Raw genomic sequence first — 17,316 nt, 5'->3', positions numbered from 1 at the left:
GACATTGCCGACACGGACCGGTGGGCCATAGCGTCATGAGCGCAGGTCACCGCACCGGTGAACTGCCTTCCCCGACAAGCGAATGCAGGCGGTCTCCCATGCCCAGAACGACGCTGCGCAGGCTCAACGGCTTCGACGACACCCCCGCGAAGCTCGCCGCCTCCACCCTGGTCCTCGTCGACTACCAGAACACCTACACGACCGGCGTGATGGAACTCGACGGCTGGCGGGCCGCACTCGACGCCGGCGCCCGACTGCTGGCGCGGGCCCGCCAGGAGGGCACGAAGGTCGTCCACGTCGTCAACGACGGCGGAGAGGGCACGCCTTACGACATCCGGACCGAGATCGGCGCCATCCACCCGAGCGTCGCACCGGTCGACGGCGAGCCCGTCGTCGTCAAGAAGGTGCCGAACGCGTTCGTCGGCACGGACCTGGACGGGCACGTCGACGCCGCGGGCAACGCCGACCTCGTCATCGCCGGATTCATGACGCACATGTGCGTGGCCTTCACCGCCCAGGGTGCCTTCCTGCGCGGCAACCGCCCCACCGTCGTGGCCGACGCCTGTGCCACCCGCGCGCTGCCGGTCGCGGACACCGAACTGGACGCCCGCCAGGTGCACTACAGCGCCCTCGCCACCATCGCCGACCTGTACGGGGTCGTCGTTCCGTCGCAGAAGGAGATCTCCTGATGAAGCTGCTCCGCCCCGCCGTCGCCCTCGGCGCCGCCGCCGCCCTCTCGGTCACCGCCACCGCGTGCGGCGGAAGTCCGCAGGCCGCCACGTCCGACGAGAAGTCGTCGGCCTCCGCCACCGCCACCGCGGAGAAGAACGTCGCGAAGGACACGACCACGCTGCGGAAGCTCAACGGCCTGGACGAGACCCCGGCCACGCTCTCCGACGCCACGCTCATCCTCGTCGACTACCAGAACACCTACACCGACGGTGTGATGGAACTCGACGGCTGGAAGCCGGCGGTGGACAACGCCGAAGCCCTGCTGACGCGGGCCCGCGAGGCGGGTACGCCGGTCATCCACATCGTCGACAAGGGCTACGACCTGAAGTCGAGGGCGGGCCGGATCATCCCGGCGCTCAAGCCGGCCAAGGGCGAGCCCGTCGTCGAGAAGAGCGTCCCCAACGCCTTCCACGGCACCGACCTCGCCGAGAAGGTCAAGGAGGCCGGCAACAAGAACGTCATCGTCGCCGGGTTCATGACCAACATGTGCACCCTCTTCACCGCCCAGGGCGCGTTCCTCAACGGCAACGCGCCGACCGTGGTCGCCGACGCCTCCGCGACCCGGCCGCTGCCCCTCGAGGGCGACCCGGACGGCGTTCCCGCACAGCAGGTCCACGAGGCCGCTCTCGCCACGGTCCAGGACCTCTACGGGGTCGTGGTCCCGTCGCAGAAGTCCCTGACCTGAGCCCTCCCCTCCCCCCACCCTGAAATCCCCCCACCCGAACTCCCCCCACGCTGTTCCCCCCCCACATCGCCATAAGGCACTTTCACTCACCGAAGAAAGCGGAAAGACGGGGCATGGCAACACGTAGAGGATTTCTGGGTACCGCGTCGGCCGTCGGGGCGGCGACTCTCTTCACCGGCCAGTCGGCCTCCACCGCCTCGGCGGCCACCGCGGGGATCACCGCGACCGACGAGAAGGCCGCACGCGACGCGATACGCGCCGTCAACACCAGGATGCGCGCGAACTACGCGACCCTCAAGAGCGAACTGACGACGCAGCTCAGTCCGGTCATCGTCGTCTCGAACAACGCGGTCGGCGGACGCTTCACCCTCGTCAACGGCGGCAAGCAGGTCGAGACCGTCGACCCGGTCCCGGAGTACTTCGAACTGGCCAAGTCGATCGCCCACGTCCCCCTGGGCCTCTTCTCGGTACTCGCCGCCTACCTCGGCGACCAGGTCCCCAACATCCCCAACGCGGACCGCATCGACCCGCACGACCTGGACATGGTCGTCACCAAGGCGCCGGGCGACAAGGGCTGGATCACCCCGCTGAACGCCTTCAAGACCACGCTCCAGACGGCGCACACCAAGCTCGGCACCGCGAATCTCCCCCTCGACCTGGAGAACTCCTGCGACAAGATCCTGAGCGAGGCGGTCAAGTTCATCGACGCGTCCGTCGCGGCCCAGTCGTTCGACATGGTGTCGTTCAACCGCTTCGCCGCAACCGTCTACCCGTCCATCCGCGTCAACATGACCTTCGCCGCCACCGCCCAGATCACCGGCATCGAGGGCCTGATGAAGCGGTGGCGCGCGCTGATCGGTGAACAGGCGTGGAGCAACCTGTACGTCACGGTGCTCTCGATCTGGACCACGGCCGAGCTGAACCAGGCGTCCGTCATCATCCGGCGCACCATGAACCAGGCGAAGGTGGACACCCACCTCATCGACCTGCCGACCGTGGAGACCCCCTCGGACCCGGTCTTCGTCGCCCTGGACAACCTGGCCCGCATCGTCCAGGACAACGTCGCCGCCGAGATGGTCTTCAACACCGACCTCAAGGTCGCCGACGCGCTCAAGGGCAAGGAGGACCTGCTCTCCGACGAGATCCTCCAGCAGATCGGCGGAACGGCACCCACCGCCAGGACCGCCGCCTTCGGCACGGCGACGGCGACGGCAGCGGCGACGGCGACGGCGACGGCCGGCGCCTGCCCGGTCACCGGGCACACCGCCGCGGTGTGATCACCGGGCATCCCCCGCTCCCGGGGCGGGGGATGCCCGGCGGACCGCCCCGCACGGAGCTCACCCGGGCGCGCTCACCCCGGCCGGGTTCGTCGGCACCCGCCGCCGGGCTGCCGGGCCTGAGTGATCCGGCCGGGAACCGGTCAACGTTTCTGTTCGAATTATCGTCTTCGCACGTGCCCCCGCCGTGCACCCCGATGACGCCGAACGGAAACCCCGACCGTGGTCCCTGCCGCACCGACGACCGTCCTCCGCCCCGAACGGCAACGGGTCAGACGCCCGGGCGACGCCCTGCGTGCCTTCGGGCGCAGGCATCGCGTGCCCCTGCTCGCCACGCTGCCCACCATCCCGCTGTACGCGGTGTGGTGGGTGTTTCTCGCCACCGGCGGGGGCGACCTGGCCGCACAGGAGGCATGGGCCGACTTCGCCTCGCGGCACGGCGCCTCGGCCTACGGGCTGTTCTGGTACGGCGGGGCGCACACCGCCAACTACAGCGTGATCTCGCCGTACCTGATGGCCGCGCTCGGCGTGCGCACGGTCACCGCGGTGTCCGGGCTGGCCGCCGCCTGGCTGGCGGCCGTGCTGATCACACGGACCGGCGTGCGCCGGCCGCTGTGGGTCGCCCTGCTCGCCTCCCTCGCCCTGTGGTGCAACGTCGCCTCGGGCCGTACGACCTTCGCGCTCGGCCTCGCCTTCGGGCTGGCCGCGTGTGTGTACCTGGTCCGGGAGCGGCGGCTCGTCCTCGCCGCCGGGTACGCCGCCCTGGCCACCATGGCGTCGCCGGTGGCCGGGTTGTACCTGGCCGTCGTGGGCGCCGCGTTCCTGCTCGTACGGGACTGGGGGCGCGCCCTCGTGCTCCTCGTACCCCCCGCCGCGGTGGTCGGGCTGACCACGGTGCTGTTCCCCTTCACCGGGGAGCAGCCGATGCCGGCGGCCCGAATATGGCCGCCGGCCGTGCTCGGCCTCGCCGTCACCGCGCTGGCCCCGCGCCACTGGCGGGTCGCCCGGTGGAGCGGGGCCGTGTACGCGGCCGGGACCGTGCTGACGTATCTCATCGCCTCCCCCGTCGGCACGAACGTCGAGCGGTTCGCGGAGTACTTCGCGCCCCCTGTGCTGCTCGCGGCGCTGCTCGCCGGGGACCGGCCGCGGCGGATCGCGCGCGATCTGCTGATCGTCGCCCTCGTCTTCTCCGTCGGGTGGATGGGAAAGAAGACCGCCGACGACCTGAAGGAGTACACCGTGGTGCCCGCCTGGGCCGCCGAGACGGACGGTGTCGTACGGGCGCTCGACGGACTCGGGGCCGACCGGACGCGGGTGGAGGTCGTGCCGGCCCGCAACCACCGCGAGGCGGCCGCACTCGCGCCGCACGTCAACATGGCCCGCGGCTGGAACCGGCAGCTCGACGTGGAACGCGCCCGCCTCTTCTACGACGGCACCTTCTCCGCGGCCGCCTACCGGGACTGGCTGGACCGCTGGGCGGTCGGTTTCGTGGTGCTTCCGCTCGGCAAGCCCGACGGTCCCGCCGAGGCCGAGGCGGCGCTCGTACGCAATGCGGACCTGCGGCCCGAGTGGCTGGAGCCCGTCTGGCAGGACGAGCACTGGCGGGTGTACCGGGTGCGGGACGCCGTACCGCTCGTCTCCGAGCCCGGCACCGTCGTGACGTCCACCAGCGCCGATCTGGTGCTCCGCGTGGACCGGCCCGGCCGGGTGACCGTACGGGTCGCCTGGTCGCCGTGGCTGCGCACCGACGGCGGGTGCCTCGCCCGGGAAGGCGAGTTCACCCGCCTGACCGTCAAGGCGCCGGGCGAGTACCGGCTCAGCTCCCGGTACGGTCCTTCGCCGGGGCCGGAGGATCGCTGCTGAGCCCCTCGGCGGGCGGGGCGGTGTCCTTGGCCGGGGGCGGGGCGGGGGCGGGGATGGCGTTCGCGGCGGACGCCGGCTCCTTGGCCGCGGAGGCCTCCTTCGCCGCGCTGGTCTCCTTCGCCGCGGTGGTCTCCTTCGCCGCGGTCGCCGTGACCACGCGGGCCCTCGGGCCCTGGAACACGTACGCCAGGCCGAAGCCCGCGACGACCACCGCCGCGCCGCCCACCGCGTCCAGGATCCAGTGGTTGCCGGTCGCCACGATCGCCGCGAGGGTGAACAGGGGGTGGAGGAGGCCGAGGGCCTTCATCCACACCTTCGGAGCGATGAGCGCGATCGCCAGCCCGCACCACAGCGACCAGCCGAAGTGCAGCGACGGCATCGCCGCGTACTGGTTGGTGAGGTGCGTCAGCGTGCCGTAGTCCGGCTTCGAGAAGTCCTGCACACCGTGGACCGTGTCGATGATCCCGTGCCCCGGCATCAGACGCGGCGGCGCCAGCGGGTAGAGCCAGAAGCCGACCAGGGCCAGCAGCGTGGTGAAGCCGAGGGACGCGCGGGCCCAGCGGTAGTCGACCGGGCGGCGCCAGTACAGCACGCCGAGGACGGCCAGCGGTACGACGAAGTGGAACGACGTGTAGTAGAAGTCGAAGAAGTCACGGAGCCAGCCGACGTTGACGACGGCGTGGTTGATCGCGTGCTCGATGTCGAGGTGCAGGAAGCGCTCGAGGTCGAGGATCTGCCGGCCGTGCTCCTCCGCGCGGGCGCGGCCCGCCGAGTTGCTGCCGCCGGTCGCCGCGAGGCGGACCTGGGAGTAGGCGGCGTAGGTGACCCGGATGAGGAGGAGCTCCAGGAGGAGGTTGGGGCGGGTGAGGACCCGGCGCAGGAACGGCAGCAGGGGAACGTGCTTGAAGCGGGCCGGGACCGGGGGCGCGTAGCTCGTCGGGACCGGCGCGTCGAAGTACGGCGACGTGCGGGACAGGAACGGCACGGCGACGGCGGCGGCCAGCGCCGCCAGGAGTACGACGTTGTCGCGCAGGGGGTACAGGGCCGCCATGTTCGGCAGGATCATCTTCGCGGGCAGCGTCATCACCAGGACGACGGCGACCGGCCACACGTACCGGTCGGAGGCCCGCCTGCCGACCCGGCCGACGACCGCGGGCAGCACCCACAGCAGTTGGTGCTGCCAGGTGGCCGGGGACACCACGACCGCCGCGCAGCCGGTGATGGCGACCGCGAGCAGGAGCTGGCCGTCGCGGGCGTAGCGCACGGCGCGGCGCAGGGCGAGGACGGCGACGGCCGCGCCCAGCAGGAGGAAGAGGGCGATCTCCAGGGGCCCGGAGAACCCGAGTCGCAGCAGGGCGCCGTGCAGCGACTGGTTGGCGAGGTCGTCGGCCTCGCCGCCCAGGCCCACGCCCGCCATGTGGTGGACCCAGTAGGTGTAGGAGTCCTGCGCCATGGCCGCCCAGGCGACGGCGGTGCAGGCCAGGAACGTCACGCCGGTGGACACGGCGGCGCGTCCGCGGTCGGTGAACCACAGCAGGGGGACGAAGAGGAGCACGGTCGGCTGGAAGGCGGCGGCGACGCCGATCAGCGCGCCGCCGATCCGGTCACCGTGTGCGCCGCGTACGGCGAAGCAGCCCAGCAGGACGAGGAGGACCGGGATGATGCTGGTCTGGCCGAGCCACAGCGCGTTGCGCACCGGCAGCGACAGCATCAGCAGGCTGACGGCCACGGGCGCCGCCAGCAGTGCCGTACGGCGGCCCACCGGCTTCGGCAGGGCGCGGGCGGCGACCAGGCCGAGGGCCACGACGAGCAGCAGCGAGCCGAAGGTCCAGCCCCAGCCGAGGGCCTGTTCGGCGGCGCGGGTGAACGGTTTGAGGACCAGGCCCACGAAAGGGGTGCCGGTGAACTGCGTGGAGTCGTAGAGGGACCCCTCCACGTGGAGGACCCCGCGCTCCCCCACCCAGGTCTCCAGGTCCGTCAGCCGTTCTCCGCTCGGGGTGCTGAGGACCGCGGCCAGTTGCCTTACGGCGAGGACCGCGGCGACCAGCCACAGGCCCAGGCGCGCGACCCGCAGCCGTGCTCTGGTCGCGTCGACGGCAGGAGTTCCGAAAGCCTCCGCCGGTCGCCCGGTGTGCTCCGCATTCGCCACGCCTCGTCGGCCTCCCGCCCCGTTCGTATCGCGCCCGTGTACGCGATGTGTTGTCCTTGCGAACCCTATGAGGCTCGCACCACCCCCGGGGGGAGACGCAGGCAACCCCCGTTCGACCTGACCGCCGCCCGCTTTTCGTCCCGCCTTTTACCGGCCGGCCGGCCGTTTGTCCGGACGACGATAGTGCGGGAGCCGTTCGGCCGCCTCTCGTGGGAGCGAGAAGGATCACAGGCCGGGGAGGCGGCGATGGTCCCGTGGCCTGCGGACGTCCCTGCGTGTACGCCTTTTCGGTGCACAGCGCAACGAAAAGCATACCGGGTGTAAACGGCACATCAGCGCCTATGGTCGTTTTTCAGCCCGTGGCCGAGTGTCGCGGGTTTCTTCCGGCCCGGCGACAGTGCCGCCGTGCGGGTCGTGGCGTCCCAGTTCCCGTCGAAAGGTAGGCGAGCGAAGCATTGTCGGCTGCCCCCGTCGCCGCTCACCCGTCCCGCACGACCCCCGCGTCCGCGCCACGTGCCACCGCCGCGCCCACCGCCACCGACCCCGCGCTCGTCCGGCGCGCCGTGAAGGCGGCGGCGCTCGGCAACGCGATGGAGTGGTTCGACTTCGGCGTCTACAGCTACATCGCCGTCACGCTGGGCAAGGCCTTCTTCCCGTCGGGCAACCCGACCGCGCAGTTGTTGTCGACGTTCGGCGCCTTCGCGGCGGCGTTCCTGGTCCGCCCGCTCGGCGGCATGGTCTTCGGGCCGCTGGGCGACCGGGTGGGGCGGCAGAAGGTCCTCGCCCTCACGATGATCATGATGGCGGCGGGTACGTTCGCCATCGGGCTGATCCCGTCGTACGCCACGATCGGCGTCTGGGCGCCGGTGCTGCTGCTGGTCGCGCGGCTGGTGCAGGGGTTCTCCACCGGGGGTGAGTACGCGGGCGCGTCCACCTTCATCGCCGAGTACGCGCCCGACAAACGGCGCGGGTTCCTGGGGAGCTGGCTGGAGTTCGGCACGCTGGCCGGGTACATCGGCGGCGCGGGCCTGGTGACGCTGATGACGGCGCTGCTGTCCGACGGCGATCTGACGTCCTGGGGGTGGCGGATCCCGTTCCTGGTCGCGGGGCCGATGGGCATCATCGGGCTGTATCTGCGGATGCGGCTGGAGGAGACGCCGGCGTTCGCGGCCGAACTCGACAAGGCGGAGGCCACGCGGCCGAAGGTGCCGCTGCGGGACATGATCACCGGGCAGTGGCGGGCGCTGCTGCTGTGCGTCGGCCTGGTGCTGGTCTTCAACGTCACCGACTACATGCTGCTGTCGTACATGCCGAGCTACCTGACCAGCGAACTGAAGTACGACGAGACGCACGGGCTGCTCGTGGTGCTGGCCGTGATGGCCCTGATGATGGTCGTCCAGCCGTTCGCCGGCGCGCTGACCGACCGGGTCGGGCGGCGGCCGGTGATCGCGGCGGGCTGTGCGGGGTTCCTGCTGCTGTCGATACCGGCGCTGCTGCTGATCCGCGAGGGCAGCCTGTGGGCGGTGGGTCTGGGCATGGCCGCCCTGGGCCTGCTGCTGGTCTGCTTCACCGCGTCGATGCCGTCCGCGCTGCCGGCGCTGTTCCCGACGCGGGTGCGGTACGGGTCGCTGTCGATCGGCTTCAACGTGTCGGTGTCCCTGTTCGGCGGGACGACCCCGCTGGTGGTGACGGCGCTGATCGGGGCGACGGGCGACATGATGATGCCCGCGTACTACATGATGGCCGCGGCCGTTGTCGGTGGCGTGACGGTGTGGTTCATGTCGGAGTCGGCGGGCCGCCCGCTGCCGGGTTCGGCGCCGGCGGTCGACGCCCGCTGACCGCCGCACCCTTGAGCCGGCCCCGGTCGCCGGTTCCCGACCCGGCCCCGGTCGCCGGTTCCGGTAGCCGACGCCGGTCGCCGGTTCCCGAGCGGGCGCGGCCGGCCCGCCCCGGTTCCGCTCTGCCAGACTGCCCGCATGATGGTCAGACTCGCGGAAGAGCAGGACTTCCCCGGCTTTCTCGGGCTGGCGGCCGAGGTCGAGCACTGGTTCGGTCCGATGGTCGAGGACACCGGCTTCCATGACGCGGTGCACGAGCACATACGCCGGGCCACGGCACTCGTCGCCGTCCCGTCGGAGCCGGACCCCCGAGGCGGGCTCCTCGGCGGGCTCCTGTTCGGCGCGCAGGCGCCGGTCCACCACGTCCACTGGCTCGTGGTGTCCCGGCAGGCCCGGACGAGCGGGATCGGCCGGGAGCTGATGGAGGACGCGATGCGCAGGTGGGTGCGGGGACCGGCCGGCATCGAGGTGGTCACCTTCGGAGCCGACCACCCCGGTGCCTGGGCGAGCGGCGCACGTGTCTTCTACGAGCGCCTCGGGTTCGTCCCCGCCGAGGCCGTCGCCCCGGGCCCGGAAGGCGGCTCCCGGCAACTCTTCCGGCGCACCGTCGACTGATCAAGCCGGTCGCGCCACCCGGCAGCACGACCGCCGGCACCGTGCCGCTCGAGGCGGGAGCACCGGCCGACCGAAACACGCCCGCGGGAAGGGCCCCCGTACGCCCCGCCCCCGGCTATCTTCGTTAGCGCACCTACTTAGAAAAGCTAACGACGCAAACGGGAGGCCCCGGCATGAGCGACTCGCAGCTCTGGGACGACGTCGACGCCTACTTCACCACCCACCTCGCACCGAACGACGACGCCTTGGAGGCCGCCCTCAGAGAGAGCGACGCCGCCCGGCTGCCGCAGATCAACGTCACCGGCAACCAGGGCAAACTCCTCCAGCTCCTCGCCCAGATCCAGGGCGCCCGCACCATCCTGGAGATCGGCACCCTCGGCGGCTACAGCACCATCTGGCTGGCCCGCGCACTGCCGGCGGAAGGCCGCCTGGTCACGCTCGAGCACAGCGCCCGGCACGCCGAGGTCGCCACCCGCAACATCGCCCGCGCCGGCCTCGACGCCCTCGTCGACGTCCGGGTGGGCCCGGCCCTGGAGTCGCTGCCGAAGCTCGCCGACGAGAACCCCCCGCCCTTCGACCTGGTCTTCATCGACGCCGACAAGGGCAACAACCCCCACTACCTCGAGTGGGCCCTGAGGCTCACCAGCACGGGCAGCCTGATCGTCCTCGACAACGTGGTCCGCGGCGGCCGGGTGGCCGACGCCGGTGACGACGCCGACGACGTACGCGGCACCCGCGCCGCCATCGAGCTGATCGGCAGCCACCCGCGCCTGAGCGGTACGGCCGTGCAGACGGTCGGCAGCAAGGGCTACGACGGGTTCGCGCTGGCCCGGGTGCTGGCCTGAGGACCGGAGCCGGGACCGGCGCTGAGGACCCGCCCTGAGCGCGGACGAGGGCGCGGCCTCACACCTCGTGGTAGAAGCCGACGTTGACGCTGCGCGGCTCCGCACGGTCCTGGACCACTACCTCGCCGCTGCCGCCCCTCGGAAGGGGCACCGTGCCGCCGTAGGCCAGGGGCCGCGCGTGGCCGCCGACGGTGAGCCGGACCTCGCAGGAGGGGTCCGGCTGCGAGCCCCGCAGCCAGGCCAGCCGCCACGTGCCCTCGGGACCGCACCGGAACTCCAGATGGACCCGGGAGACGAACAGCCAGTCGTCCGGCGTCGACAGCCGGCACACGGACCTGTCCCGGCCGACCCGCAGCACCGCGTCGGGCTCGCTGGGCGCGTCGGCCATCTGCATGCCGGCCGTGGCGCCCGCGTCCGACGCGGTGACGGCGGCCATGGTGAGTTCGAGCACGTGCGCTCCTTCGAGGACCTCAAGACGTCCGTCATCGGCTTGTTCGCCGCCGCATGATAGATGGGCCGGTGGTGCGGTGTCCGGCACAATGAGGTCATGACAGAGCGAAAGCCACCTGGCGTCGACTTCGAGTCCTGGGTCGACAAGCAGATCCGTGATGCGGACGCGCGCGGCGAGTTCGCACAACTGCCCGGCGCGGGCAAACCCCTCCCGAGCGACCTGGACAGCACCTACGACGAACTGTGGTGGGTCAAACGGAAGATGGCCCGCGAGGGGTTCTCCGTGCTGCCGCCCACGCTGGCCCTGCGCAAGGAGGCGGAGGACGCCCTGGAGGCGGCGGCGAACGCCCCGTCGGAGCGGGTGGTCCGCCGCATCGTCGAGGAGATCAACGTCAAGATCCGCGAGCTCATGTTCAAGCCACCGCCCGGCCCCCCGCTGGGTCTGAAGCCCTACGACGTCGAAGAGGTCGTGAGGCAGTGGCGGGAGCGCCGGGCGGAGCGGTGACGCCCGTCGTTCACAGGCGCATCAGGCGGTCCGCCAGCTCGCGGTAGTCCCGCAGGGCCAGGCGGAGTTGTTCGGTGTCGGTACTCGTCGCGCGGTCGTCCCCGCCGGTGTCCTGCCAGGACGTGCGCAGCGTGCGGCGGCGGTGTGTCACGGCGTCCGTGAGGCGGGCGGTGATCTCCTCCAGGAGGCGGTCGGCCTCCTCGACGGAGGCACGGGGCGCGTCGACGAAGTCGGCCACCGCGTGCTGCAGCCGCTGCCCGAGCCGGTCGCACTCCTCGTCCGGGAGGAGCGTGGGCCCGTGGGCGGCCGGGGCGGCCGGGGCGGCGGTGCTCCGCGGCCGCGGATCGGGGGTGGTGCCGGCGGGTGTGCCGGGGACGGGGTCCGCGGTGCCCGCCCGGTCGGTGCCGAGGGCGGTCCCGCCGCCGGTGCCGGGGGCCTGCCTGTCCCGCTCGACGGGGATGCCGCCGGGCTGCCGGGTCGCGTCGGACATGTGCCTCAACTCTCCTTCGGCTGGCGCTTGCTGAATGACCAGGAGTGGTGCGGGCGGGCGGATTCGGACGCGGGTCCGCCGCCGTCCGCTCCCGCGCGGTGCCGGCCGCCGTCGTGGCGGCCGGGGCCCACCAGGTCCTCGAACAGCGCGCGGGCCTCGACCATGGCCTCGCGCATCTCTTCCGTACCCGCGCCGCTGTCCTGCGCGCCGTCCACGCGCGCGTGCGTCACACGGTGCACGCGCCGGTAGCCGTCGACGTGGTGGGCGTGGTGCACGGACAGCGCCGCGAGCTGCTCCTCGTACTGTCCGCCGTCCGGGAAGCCCCGGGCGCCGGCCAGCTCCGCGAGCAGCCGGTCCGCCTCGCCGACCGCCTCGCGCGGGGAGTCGACGAAACGCTCCTGGGCAGCGGTCCAGCGCGCCTCGAAACGCTCGCGCTCGGCCGGGTCCAGCGCCCTCTCGTGCAGCGACCCGTGCCGTTCCACGCGTTCGGCGAGTTCGCGCTCGGCGGCCTTGGTGTCGCCGTCGTGCCGGGCCACGGCCCGGTCGTACTCGGGCCCGAAGCGCCGCTTCAGGCTCCCGCCGTGCCGGGGGCCCCGCGCGCGCAGGGCCAGTACGGCCGCGACAACGAGCACGACCGCCACGATCACGATCAAAGCGATGATCACGCCTGTGGACATGAATGCCTTCCGGGTTCTCGGCCCTACCGGCTCTCCGAGCGGGCCGGTTCGCCGTTCGGGTTGCCCGGGAGTCCCCCCCTCAAACGGCGCACAGCGCGCGCGGACGGCACGCCGGTGCGAAAATACGCTTGCACACAGGGGCGGTCCCCTCCCGACAATGCCGGTCATGACCTGGACCATCGGCCCGGAACCGTACGACTCCCCCGTCGCCGCCGCCCTCTGACGCGCGTACTACACGGAGGTCAGCGACCGCTACTACCTGCTGCGCGAGGGGCGGACCACCGACCCGGACGAGCTGGAGCGGGAGATCGCCGCAGACTCCGGCGCCGACCTCGCGCCGCCCCGGGGGCGGTTGCTGGTCGCGCGGTACGGCGGTGAACCGGCCGGCACGGCGGGCGTGCGGCTGCTGGACGACGGCAGCGCCGAGCTGACCCGGGTGTTCCTGCGCGAGGGGACGCGCGGCCGGGGCGGCGCCACGCTGCTCGTACGGGCCGCCGAGGAGGCGGCACGGGCGCTCGGCGCCTCGCGCATGGTCCTCGACACGCGCGGCGACCTCGTCGAGGCCCGCGCCCTGTACGCCCGGCTCGGCTACACGGAGACCGAGGCGTACAAGGAGGCTCCGTACGCCGAGCACTGGTTCGTGAAGGAACTCGCGCTCACTGTCGGACGGGGCTGACGGGGTCGACGGGGCTGGGCGCCGATCGAGACGAGGACACCGCTGGAGACCTGCTCCGGCTCCTCGCCGCTCCCCGCGGGCGGCGACGGGTCGGCGGGGACGGTCGCCTCGGTCGGCTTCCTCGCGTCCGCTGGGTCCGCCGAGTCCACCGGGTCCGCCCCTCCGCGCGCATCTCCCGCCGTCAAGACCTCCCACGGGTGTCTCACGGGTCTCACGGGTCTCACGGGTGCCTTCACGCACCTTCCATCCAGGTCGGTGTGACCAGTTATGCGCGGTTCAGTCCTGTGGGAAGCCGGTATTCCGGGGGCGTGCGCGTGAGGGTGTGGAGAAGATCTGGATAATCTCTGAAGTTCGCGAGGGGAGTCGCGAGGGGAGGGACGAACGCGTGGAACAGCAGAAGGAGCCGCCGCGGGAACCGCGGGAGCGGGCCTCGGAGCACTCGTGCCCGGAGTGCGGCACGCCCAGGGAGGCGGACAACACGCCCTCCTGCGCCTGCGGGTCACGGGTGTCCGACGCCCTGCGCGACGCGCGCACGGCACAGGCGGCAGCGGCGGAGGACTTCGACCCGTTGCGGATACGGCCGTACGTCGAGCTGGACGGTACCGGGGAGCCCCCGACGCCACCCACGCCCCGGACGCCCCCGGCCGGGACGGCACCTGCTTCCGGAACACCCGCTTCGGGAACGCCGGCCCCCGGAACACCCGCTTCGGGAACGCCGGCCCCCGGAACACCCGCTTCGGGAACACCGGCCCCCGGAACACCCGCTTCGGGAACACCGGCCCCCGGAACACCCGCTTCGGGAACACCGGCCCCCGGAACACTCGCTTCGGGGACTCCATCCTCCGGAACACCCGCGTCCGTTATGCCCACGCCCGATACGCCCGCGCCCAGTACCCCAGCGCCCGGAGCACCGGCATTCCCGCCCACACCCGCCACGCCCACGTCCACGCCCACACCGGCACCCGTGGCGGACCCGGACGCCACCATGACGCTGCGCGCCGTCGGCGCCGAGCGGCCCGGCGCGGCCACGGGGGCGACCACCGCGCTGCCCACACCCCTGGCGCCCTCGGCCGGCGCCCCCAGCGCGCACGACCTGCGCCTGTTCGAGACCTCGGCCACCACGTCCGGCGCCCCCTCCGCTCCCGTACCGCCCGGTGCGGACCCGGACGGCGCCGGCGGCGGACGTCCGCCGCGCAAACGGCGCCGGGGCGTGCTGCTGAGTGCCGCGGGGGCGGTCGTGGTCGTGGTGGGCGCGGCCGGGTATGCGAGCGGCTTGTTCTCCTACGAGACGCCCTCCCGGGACGGGGCGCTGCCCGACGAGGTGCGGGCGAGTGTGCCGGACCCGTCGCCCAGTGAGGCCTCCGCGACCCCCGAGTCGAGCGCGCCGTCGGCCCCCGAGACCTCCGCGTCGCCGTCCCCGTCCGCCTCCGCGTCCCCCAGTGCGAGCCCGTCACCCTCGCCGTCACCTTCGACGTCGAGCGCCTCGCCCACGCCGTCCCGGTCGGCGGAACCGACGCAGAGCACGACGCCGCCGGCCGAGGACCCCACGCAGGAGTCCGAGGACGACGACCGCGTCCCCGACGGCGGCACGACTCTGCACCGCGGCGACCGGGGGCCCGAGGTCGTCGAGCTCCAGCAGCGTCTGACCGAGCTGTACCTGTACACCGGCGACATCAACGGCGACTACAACCACCAGGTCGAGGACTCGGTCCGCACCTACCAATGGGCCCGCGGCATCCGCGAAGACGAACTCGGCGTCTACGGGCAGGACACCCGGCGCCGGCTGGAGTCCGAGACACGGGAGCCGTAGCCACGGGGCCGTGGGCACACGGAGGCCACCGACGGCGGCACCCCCGTACCCCGCCGGCCATCGACGGCAGCACCCCGTACCCCGCCGGCCATCGACAGCGGCACCCCGTACCCCGCCGGCCGTCAGTCGTCAGCCGACGTGCAGCCGCAGCGTTCCGTCCGCCCCGGCCTCCACACGTACCCGCGTCAGGTCCCGCACGACCACGTCGGGCCCGTGGAGGCCGGCCCGCGGGCCGACACCCACGACCCGCATCCCGGCGGCACGGGCGGCCGCGATGCCGGCGCCGGAGTCCTCGAAGGCGACGCAGTCGCCCGGGGCGACGCCCAGCTCGGCGGCGCCCTTGAGGAACCCCTCGGGGTCGGGCTTGCTGGCGCCGACCGACTCGGCGGTGACCCGGACGTCCGGCTGGGCGAGCCCGGCGGCGGCCATCCGCGCGGTGGACAGCGGCACGTCGGCCGAGGTCACCAGGGCGTGCGGAAGCCCGTGCAGCGAGGCGAGGAACTCCGCCGCCCCGGGGATCGCGACGACGCCCTCGGTGTCGGCGGTCTCCTCGGCGAGCATGCGTGCGTTGTCGGCGTGGTTCTGCTCCATGGGCCGGTCCGGCAGCAGCAGCGCCATCGAGGCATAGCCCTGTCGGCCGTGGACGACCTTCATGACCTCGTCGCCGTCCAGGCCGTGCCGGTCGGCCCAGCGCCGCCAGACGCGCTCGACGGCGGCGTCCGAGTTGACGAGGGTGCCGTCCATGTCCAGCAGCAGGGCTCGGGCGGTGAGAACGGTGGTGGCGGTGGCCGTCATCGGCAGACTCCAAGGCGCGGGGAGGAAACAAGGCGGCCCCGCCCGCCGGTCAGGGAGAACGGGCGGGAGCCACTTTGTTCACCCACGGTACAAAACAGAACGGGCATCGCGCCACCACCCCCGCCCGAACGTTCACCAACCGTTCGGCCCACACGCCACCGGTGCCGGGCCCGTACGGCACCGGAACGCGTCCGGACGGCCCTCAGCCGGTGACCGCCTCCCACAGGCTCCACACCCCGAGGCCCAGCATGAGCAGCGCCGCGATCTTCGTGATCAGCGCCAGCGGCACCCGCTTCATCAGGGCCTTCCCGCCGACGATGCCGAGCCCGGCCACCGCCCACAGGGCGAGCACCGCGCCGAGGCCGACGGAGAGCGGGTCGTCGTAACGGGCGGCGAGGTTCGCGGTCATGATCTGCGTGAGGTCACCGAACTCGGCGACCAGGATGAGCATGAAGCCCGCTCCGGAGACCTTCCAGAAGGACTGGTCCTCCGGCTTGCGGATCTCCTCGTCCCCGTCGTCCTTCCTCATCAGCAGCACGGCCGCGCCGCCCAGGAACAGCACGCCGGTCAGCGCGTGCACGATCTGTTGCGGCAGCAGGGTCAGCACGCTGCCGGCCGCGACCGCGAGCACGACGTGCAGCGCGAAGGCGGCGGCCACGCCGGCGAAGACGTACGAGGCCCGGTAGCGGGTGCCGAGGACGAGGCCGGCGAGCGCGGTCTTGTCCGGCAGCTCGGCGAGGAAGACGACGCCGAAGACGACTGCCGTCACGGTCAGGCTGATCAAGGGATCCTCTATCGGTCGGGGCCGCCCCACCGAGAGTGCTGCTCCTGCGCTGCGGACACCTCGGCACGGCAGCACACGGGCGCCCCCGCCGTACGGCACGGGCGTGTACTGCTTGCCGAAGGTCTCGCTGGCCGGCCCCGCACACGAGGCCTGCCTCCGGGCGCCGGCTCAGACGAGCTGAGCAGTATGTCGACGGTCCGGCGAAGAGCTACTCCCCTTCTGCGCCGTCCATAGTACGCGAGCCCCGGGCGGCACCGGGAGGCCGAAGGCCCCGGGCCTTCGAAGACGAAGTCCCCGGCCGCCGGAGGGCGAAAGTCCCGTCGCACTTATAGACGTGCCATGCACACGTCACTAACTTCTTACCGACCGCACACCTGTGCGCCATGCGGCGTCGCGAGCATTCCCCTGCCCGCGTCCCAACACCCCCACACTCCAAGGGAGTTCGCATGCCCAAATTCTACGCGCGTCGACGGCTCGGCTTCGTCGCCGCGTTCACCGGGCTCATAGCCTCCGCCGGGCTCCTCAACGGCCCGGCCGCCTCCGCCGCCCTCCCCACCCCGGTCAGCGCCGCCACCGCCCGCTCCTACCTCGCCTCCCTCACCGTGAGGACCGAGAACCGCGCCGGTTACGACCGCGATCTCTTCCCGCACTGGATCACGCAGTCCGGCTCCTGCAACACCCGCGAGACCGTCCTCAAGCGCGACGGCTCCGGCGTCAGCACCGACTCCTCCTGCTACCCCACCCGCGGCAGTTGGTACTCCCCCTACGACGGCGCCACCTGGTCGGCCGCCTCCGACGTCGACATCGACCACCTCGTCCCGCTCGCCGAGGCATGGGACTCCGGCGCCGGTTCCTGGACCACCTCCCGGCGCCAGTCCTTCGCCAACGACCTGACCCGTCCCCAGCTCCTCGCGGTCACCGACAACGTCAACCAGTCCAAGAGCGACCAGGACCCGGCCACCTGGATGCCCTCGCGCAGCGCCTACCGCTGCACCTACGTCCGCGCCTGGGTCCAGGTGAAGTACTACTACGACCTCTCGGTCGACTCCGCCGAGAAGTCGGCGCTGCAGAACCACCTCGCGAACTGCTGACACCCCGGCCGCAGTCCGGTCACCGCGTCCGGCG

General features: G+C 72.4%; 16 protein-coding genes and 1 pseudogene. 11 read left to right on the top strand and 6 right to left on the bottom strand.

Annotation, left to right across the window (positions count from 1 at the left end; genetic code table 11):
• The first annotated feature begins 98 nt into the window (after nt 1-98).
• The 4 genes from B1H29_RS25710 to B1H29_RS25695 all read left to right on the top strand — a co-directional run bounded on the left by B1H29_RS25710 (nt 99) and on the right by B1H29_RS25695 (nt 4,557).
• Nucleotides 99-689 carry a cysteine hydrolase family protein gene (locus B1H29_RS25710; RefSeq protein WP_055416684.1) on the top strand — a complete coding sequence of 197 codons (591 nt, stop codon included), beginning with the start codon at nt 99-101 and terminating at the stop codon, nt 687-689.
• The gene (locus B1H29_RS25705; RefSeq protein WP_079160457.1) at nt 689-1,417 is read left to right on the top strand and encodes a cysteine hydrolase family protein; all 729 of its coding nucleotides are present in this window, start codon (nt 689-691) and stop codon (nt 1,415-1,417) included. Before B1H29_RS25710 ends, B1H29_RS25705 begins: the two co-directional genes overlap by 1 nt.
• A gap of 113 nt (nt 1,418-1,530) precedes the next feature.
• Entirely contained in the window at nt 1,531-2,694 is a 1,164-nt protein-coding gene (locus B1H29_RS25700; protein ID WP_055416685.1) for a hypothetical protein, read from the top strand.
• Nucleotides 2,695-2,916: 222 nt separating this feature from the next.
• Nucleotides 2,917-4,557 carry a hypothetical protein gene (locus B1H29_RS25695; protein ID WP_055416686.1) on the top strand — a complete coding sequence of 547 codons (1,641 nt, stop codon included), beginning with the start codon at nt 2,917-2,919 and terminating at the stop codon, nt 4,555-4,557.
• On the opposite strand, the gene B1H29_RS25690 is transcribed toward B1H29_RS25695, so the two are convergent.
• A complete protein-coding gene (locus B1H29_RS25690) occupies nt 4,511-6,706 on the bottom strand; it encodes a bifunctional glycosyltransferase 87/phosphatase PAP2 family protein (RefSeq protein WP_055416687.1) in 2,196 nt (731 codons plus the stop codon). The two genes, B1H29_RS25695 and B1H29_RS25690, sit on opposite strands and share 47 nt — an antisense overlap.
• Nucleotides 6,707-7,161: 455 nt before the next feature.
• Between B1H29_RS25690 and proP the strand changes: the two genes are divergently transcribed.
• From proP to B1H29_RS25675, 3 genes are all read left to right on the top strand, one after another.
• Complete coding sequence (gene proP, locus B1H29_RS25685; protein ID WP_055416688.1) at nt 7,162-8,544, top strand: glycine betaine/L-proline transporter ProP; 1,383 nt, start codon at nt 7,162-7,164, stop codon at nt 8,542-8,544.
• A gap of 138 nt (nt 8,545-8,682) precedes the next feature.
• Nucleotides 8,683-9,159 carry a GNAT family N-acetyltransferase gene (locus B1H29_RS25680; protein ID WP_055416689.1) on the top strand — a complete coding sequence of 159 codons (477 nt, stop codon included), beginning with the start codon at nt 8,683-8,685 and terminating at the stop codon, nt 9,157-9,159.
• A gap of 173 nt (nt 9,160-9,332) precedes the next feature.
• Nucleotides 9,333-10,004: an O-methyltransferase gene (locus tag B1H29_RS25675; protein WP_055416690.1), complete on the top strand. Its 672-nt coding sequence runs from the start codon at nt 9,333-9,335 to the stop codon at nt 10,002-10,004.
• A 58-nt stretch (nt 10,005-10,062) separates the two neighbouring features.
• Here the strand turns inward: B1H29_RS25675 and B1H29_RS25670 are convergent, their stop codons facing one another.
• Entirely contained in the window at nt 10,063-10,455 is a 393-nt protein-coding gene (locus tag B1H29_RS25670; protein WP_055416691.1) for a hypothetical protein, read from the bottom strand.
• Nucleotides 10,456-10,551: 96 nt separating this feature from the next.
• On the opposite strand from B1H29_RS25670, the gene B1H29_RS25665 reads away from it, so the two are divergent.
• Nucleotides 10,552-10,959 (top strand): DUF1992 domain-containing protein, encoded by a 408-nt coding sequence (locus tag B1H29_RS25665; protein WP_055416692.1) that lies wholly within the window; start codon nt 10,552-10,554, stop codon nt 10,957-10,959.
• Between the two features lie 10 nt (nt 10,960-10,969).
• On the opposite strand, the gene B1H29_RS25660 is transcribed toward B1H29_RS25665, so the two are convergent.
• Nucleotides 10,970-11,449, bottom strand: coding sequence for a hypothetical protein (locus tag B1H29_RS25660; protein ID WP_063787477.1), 480 nt, complete (start codon nt 11,447-11,449; stop codon nt 10,970-10,972).
• Nucleotides 11,450-11,454: 5 nt separating this feature from the next.
• On the bottom strand, nt 11,455-12,126 hold the full coding sequence (locus tag B1H29_RS25655) for a hypothetical protein (RefSeq protein ID WP_055416694.1): 672 nt from the start codon (nt 12,124-12,126) through the stop codon (nt 11,455-11,457).
• A gap of 166 nt (nt 12,127-12,292) precedes the next feature.
• Between B1H29_RS25655 and B1H29_RS25650 the strand changes: the two are divergent.
• Both B1H29_RS25650 and B1H29_RS37615 read left to right on the top strand, forming a co-directional pair.
• Nucleotides 12,293-12,802, top strand: a pseudogene (locus tag B1H29_RS25650) (GNAT family N-acetyltransferase).
• Nucleotides 12,803-13,766: 964 nt separating this feature from the next.
• A complete protein-coding gene (locus B1H29_RS37615; RefSeq protein ID WP_234392988.1) occupies nt 13,767-14,612 on the top strand; it encodes a peptidoglycan-binding domain-containing protein in 846 nt (281 codons plus the stop codon).
• A 129-nt stretch (nt 14,613-14,741) separates the two neighbouring features.
• On the opposite strand, the gene B1H29_RS25640 is transcribed toward B1H29_RS37615, so the two are convergent.
• The gene (locus tag B1H29_RS25640) at nt 14,742-15,407 is read right to left on the bottom strand and encodes an HAD-IA family hydrolase (RefSeq protein WP_055416696.1); all 666 of its coding nucleotides are present in this window, start codon (nt 15,405-15,407) and stop codon (nt 14,742-14,744) included.
• Nucleotides 15,408-15,609: 202 nt separating this feature from the next.
• Nucleotides 15,610-16,191 (bottom strand): TMEM165/GDT1 family protein, encoded by a 582-nt coding sequence (locus B1H29_RS25635; RefSeq protein WP_055416697.1) that lies wholly within the window; start codon nt 16,189-16,191, stop codon nt 15,610-15,612.
• 446 nt (nt 16,192-16,637) lie between these two features.
• Between B1H29_RS25635 and B1H29_RS25630 the strand changes: the two genes are divergently transcribed.
• Nucleotides 16,638-17,282: an HNH endonuclease family protein gene (locus tag B1H29_RS25630; RefSeq protein ID WP_055416698.1), complete on the top strand. Its 645-nt coding sequence runs from the start codon at nt 16,638-16,640 to the stop codon at nt 17,280-17,282.
• The last annotated feature ends 34 nt before the right edge of the window (nt 17,283-17,316 follow it).

It is taken from the genome of Streptomyces pactum (assembly GCF_002005225.1).
Lineage (GTDB): Bacteria > Actinomycetota > Actinomycetes > Streptomycetales > Streptomycetaceae > Streptomyces > Streptomyces pactum_A.
The sequence above is the reverse complement of the archived record's forward strand: the minus strand, read 5'-3'. Positions and strand labels throughout refer to the sequence as shown.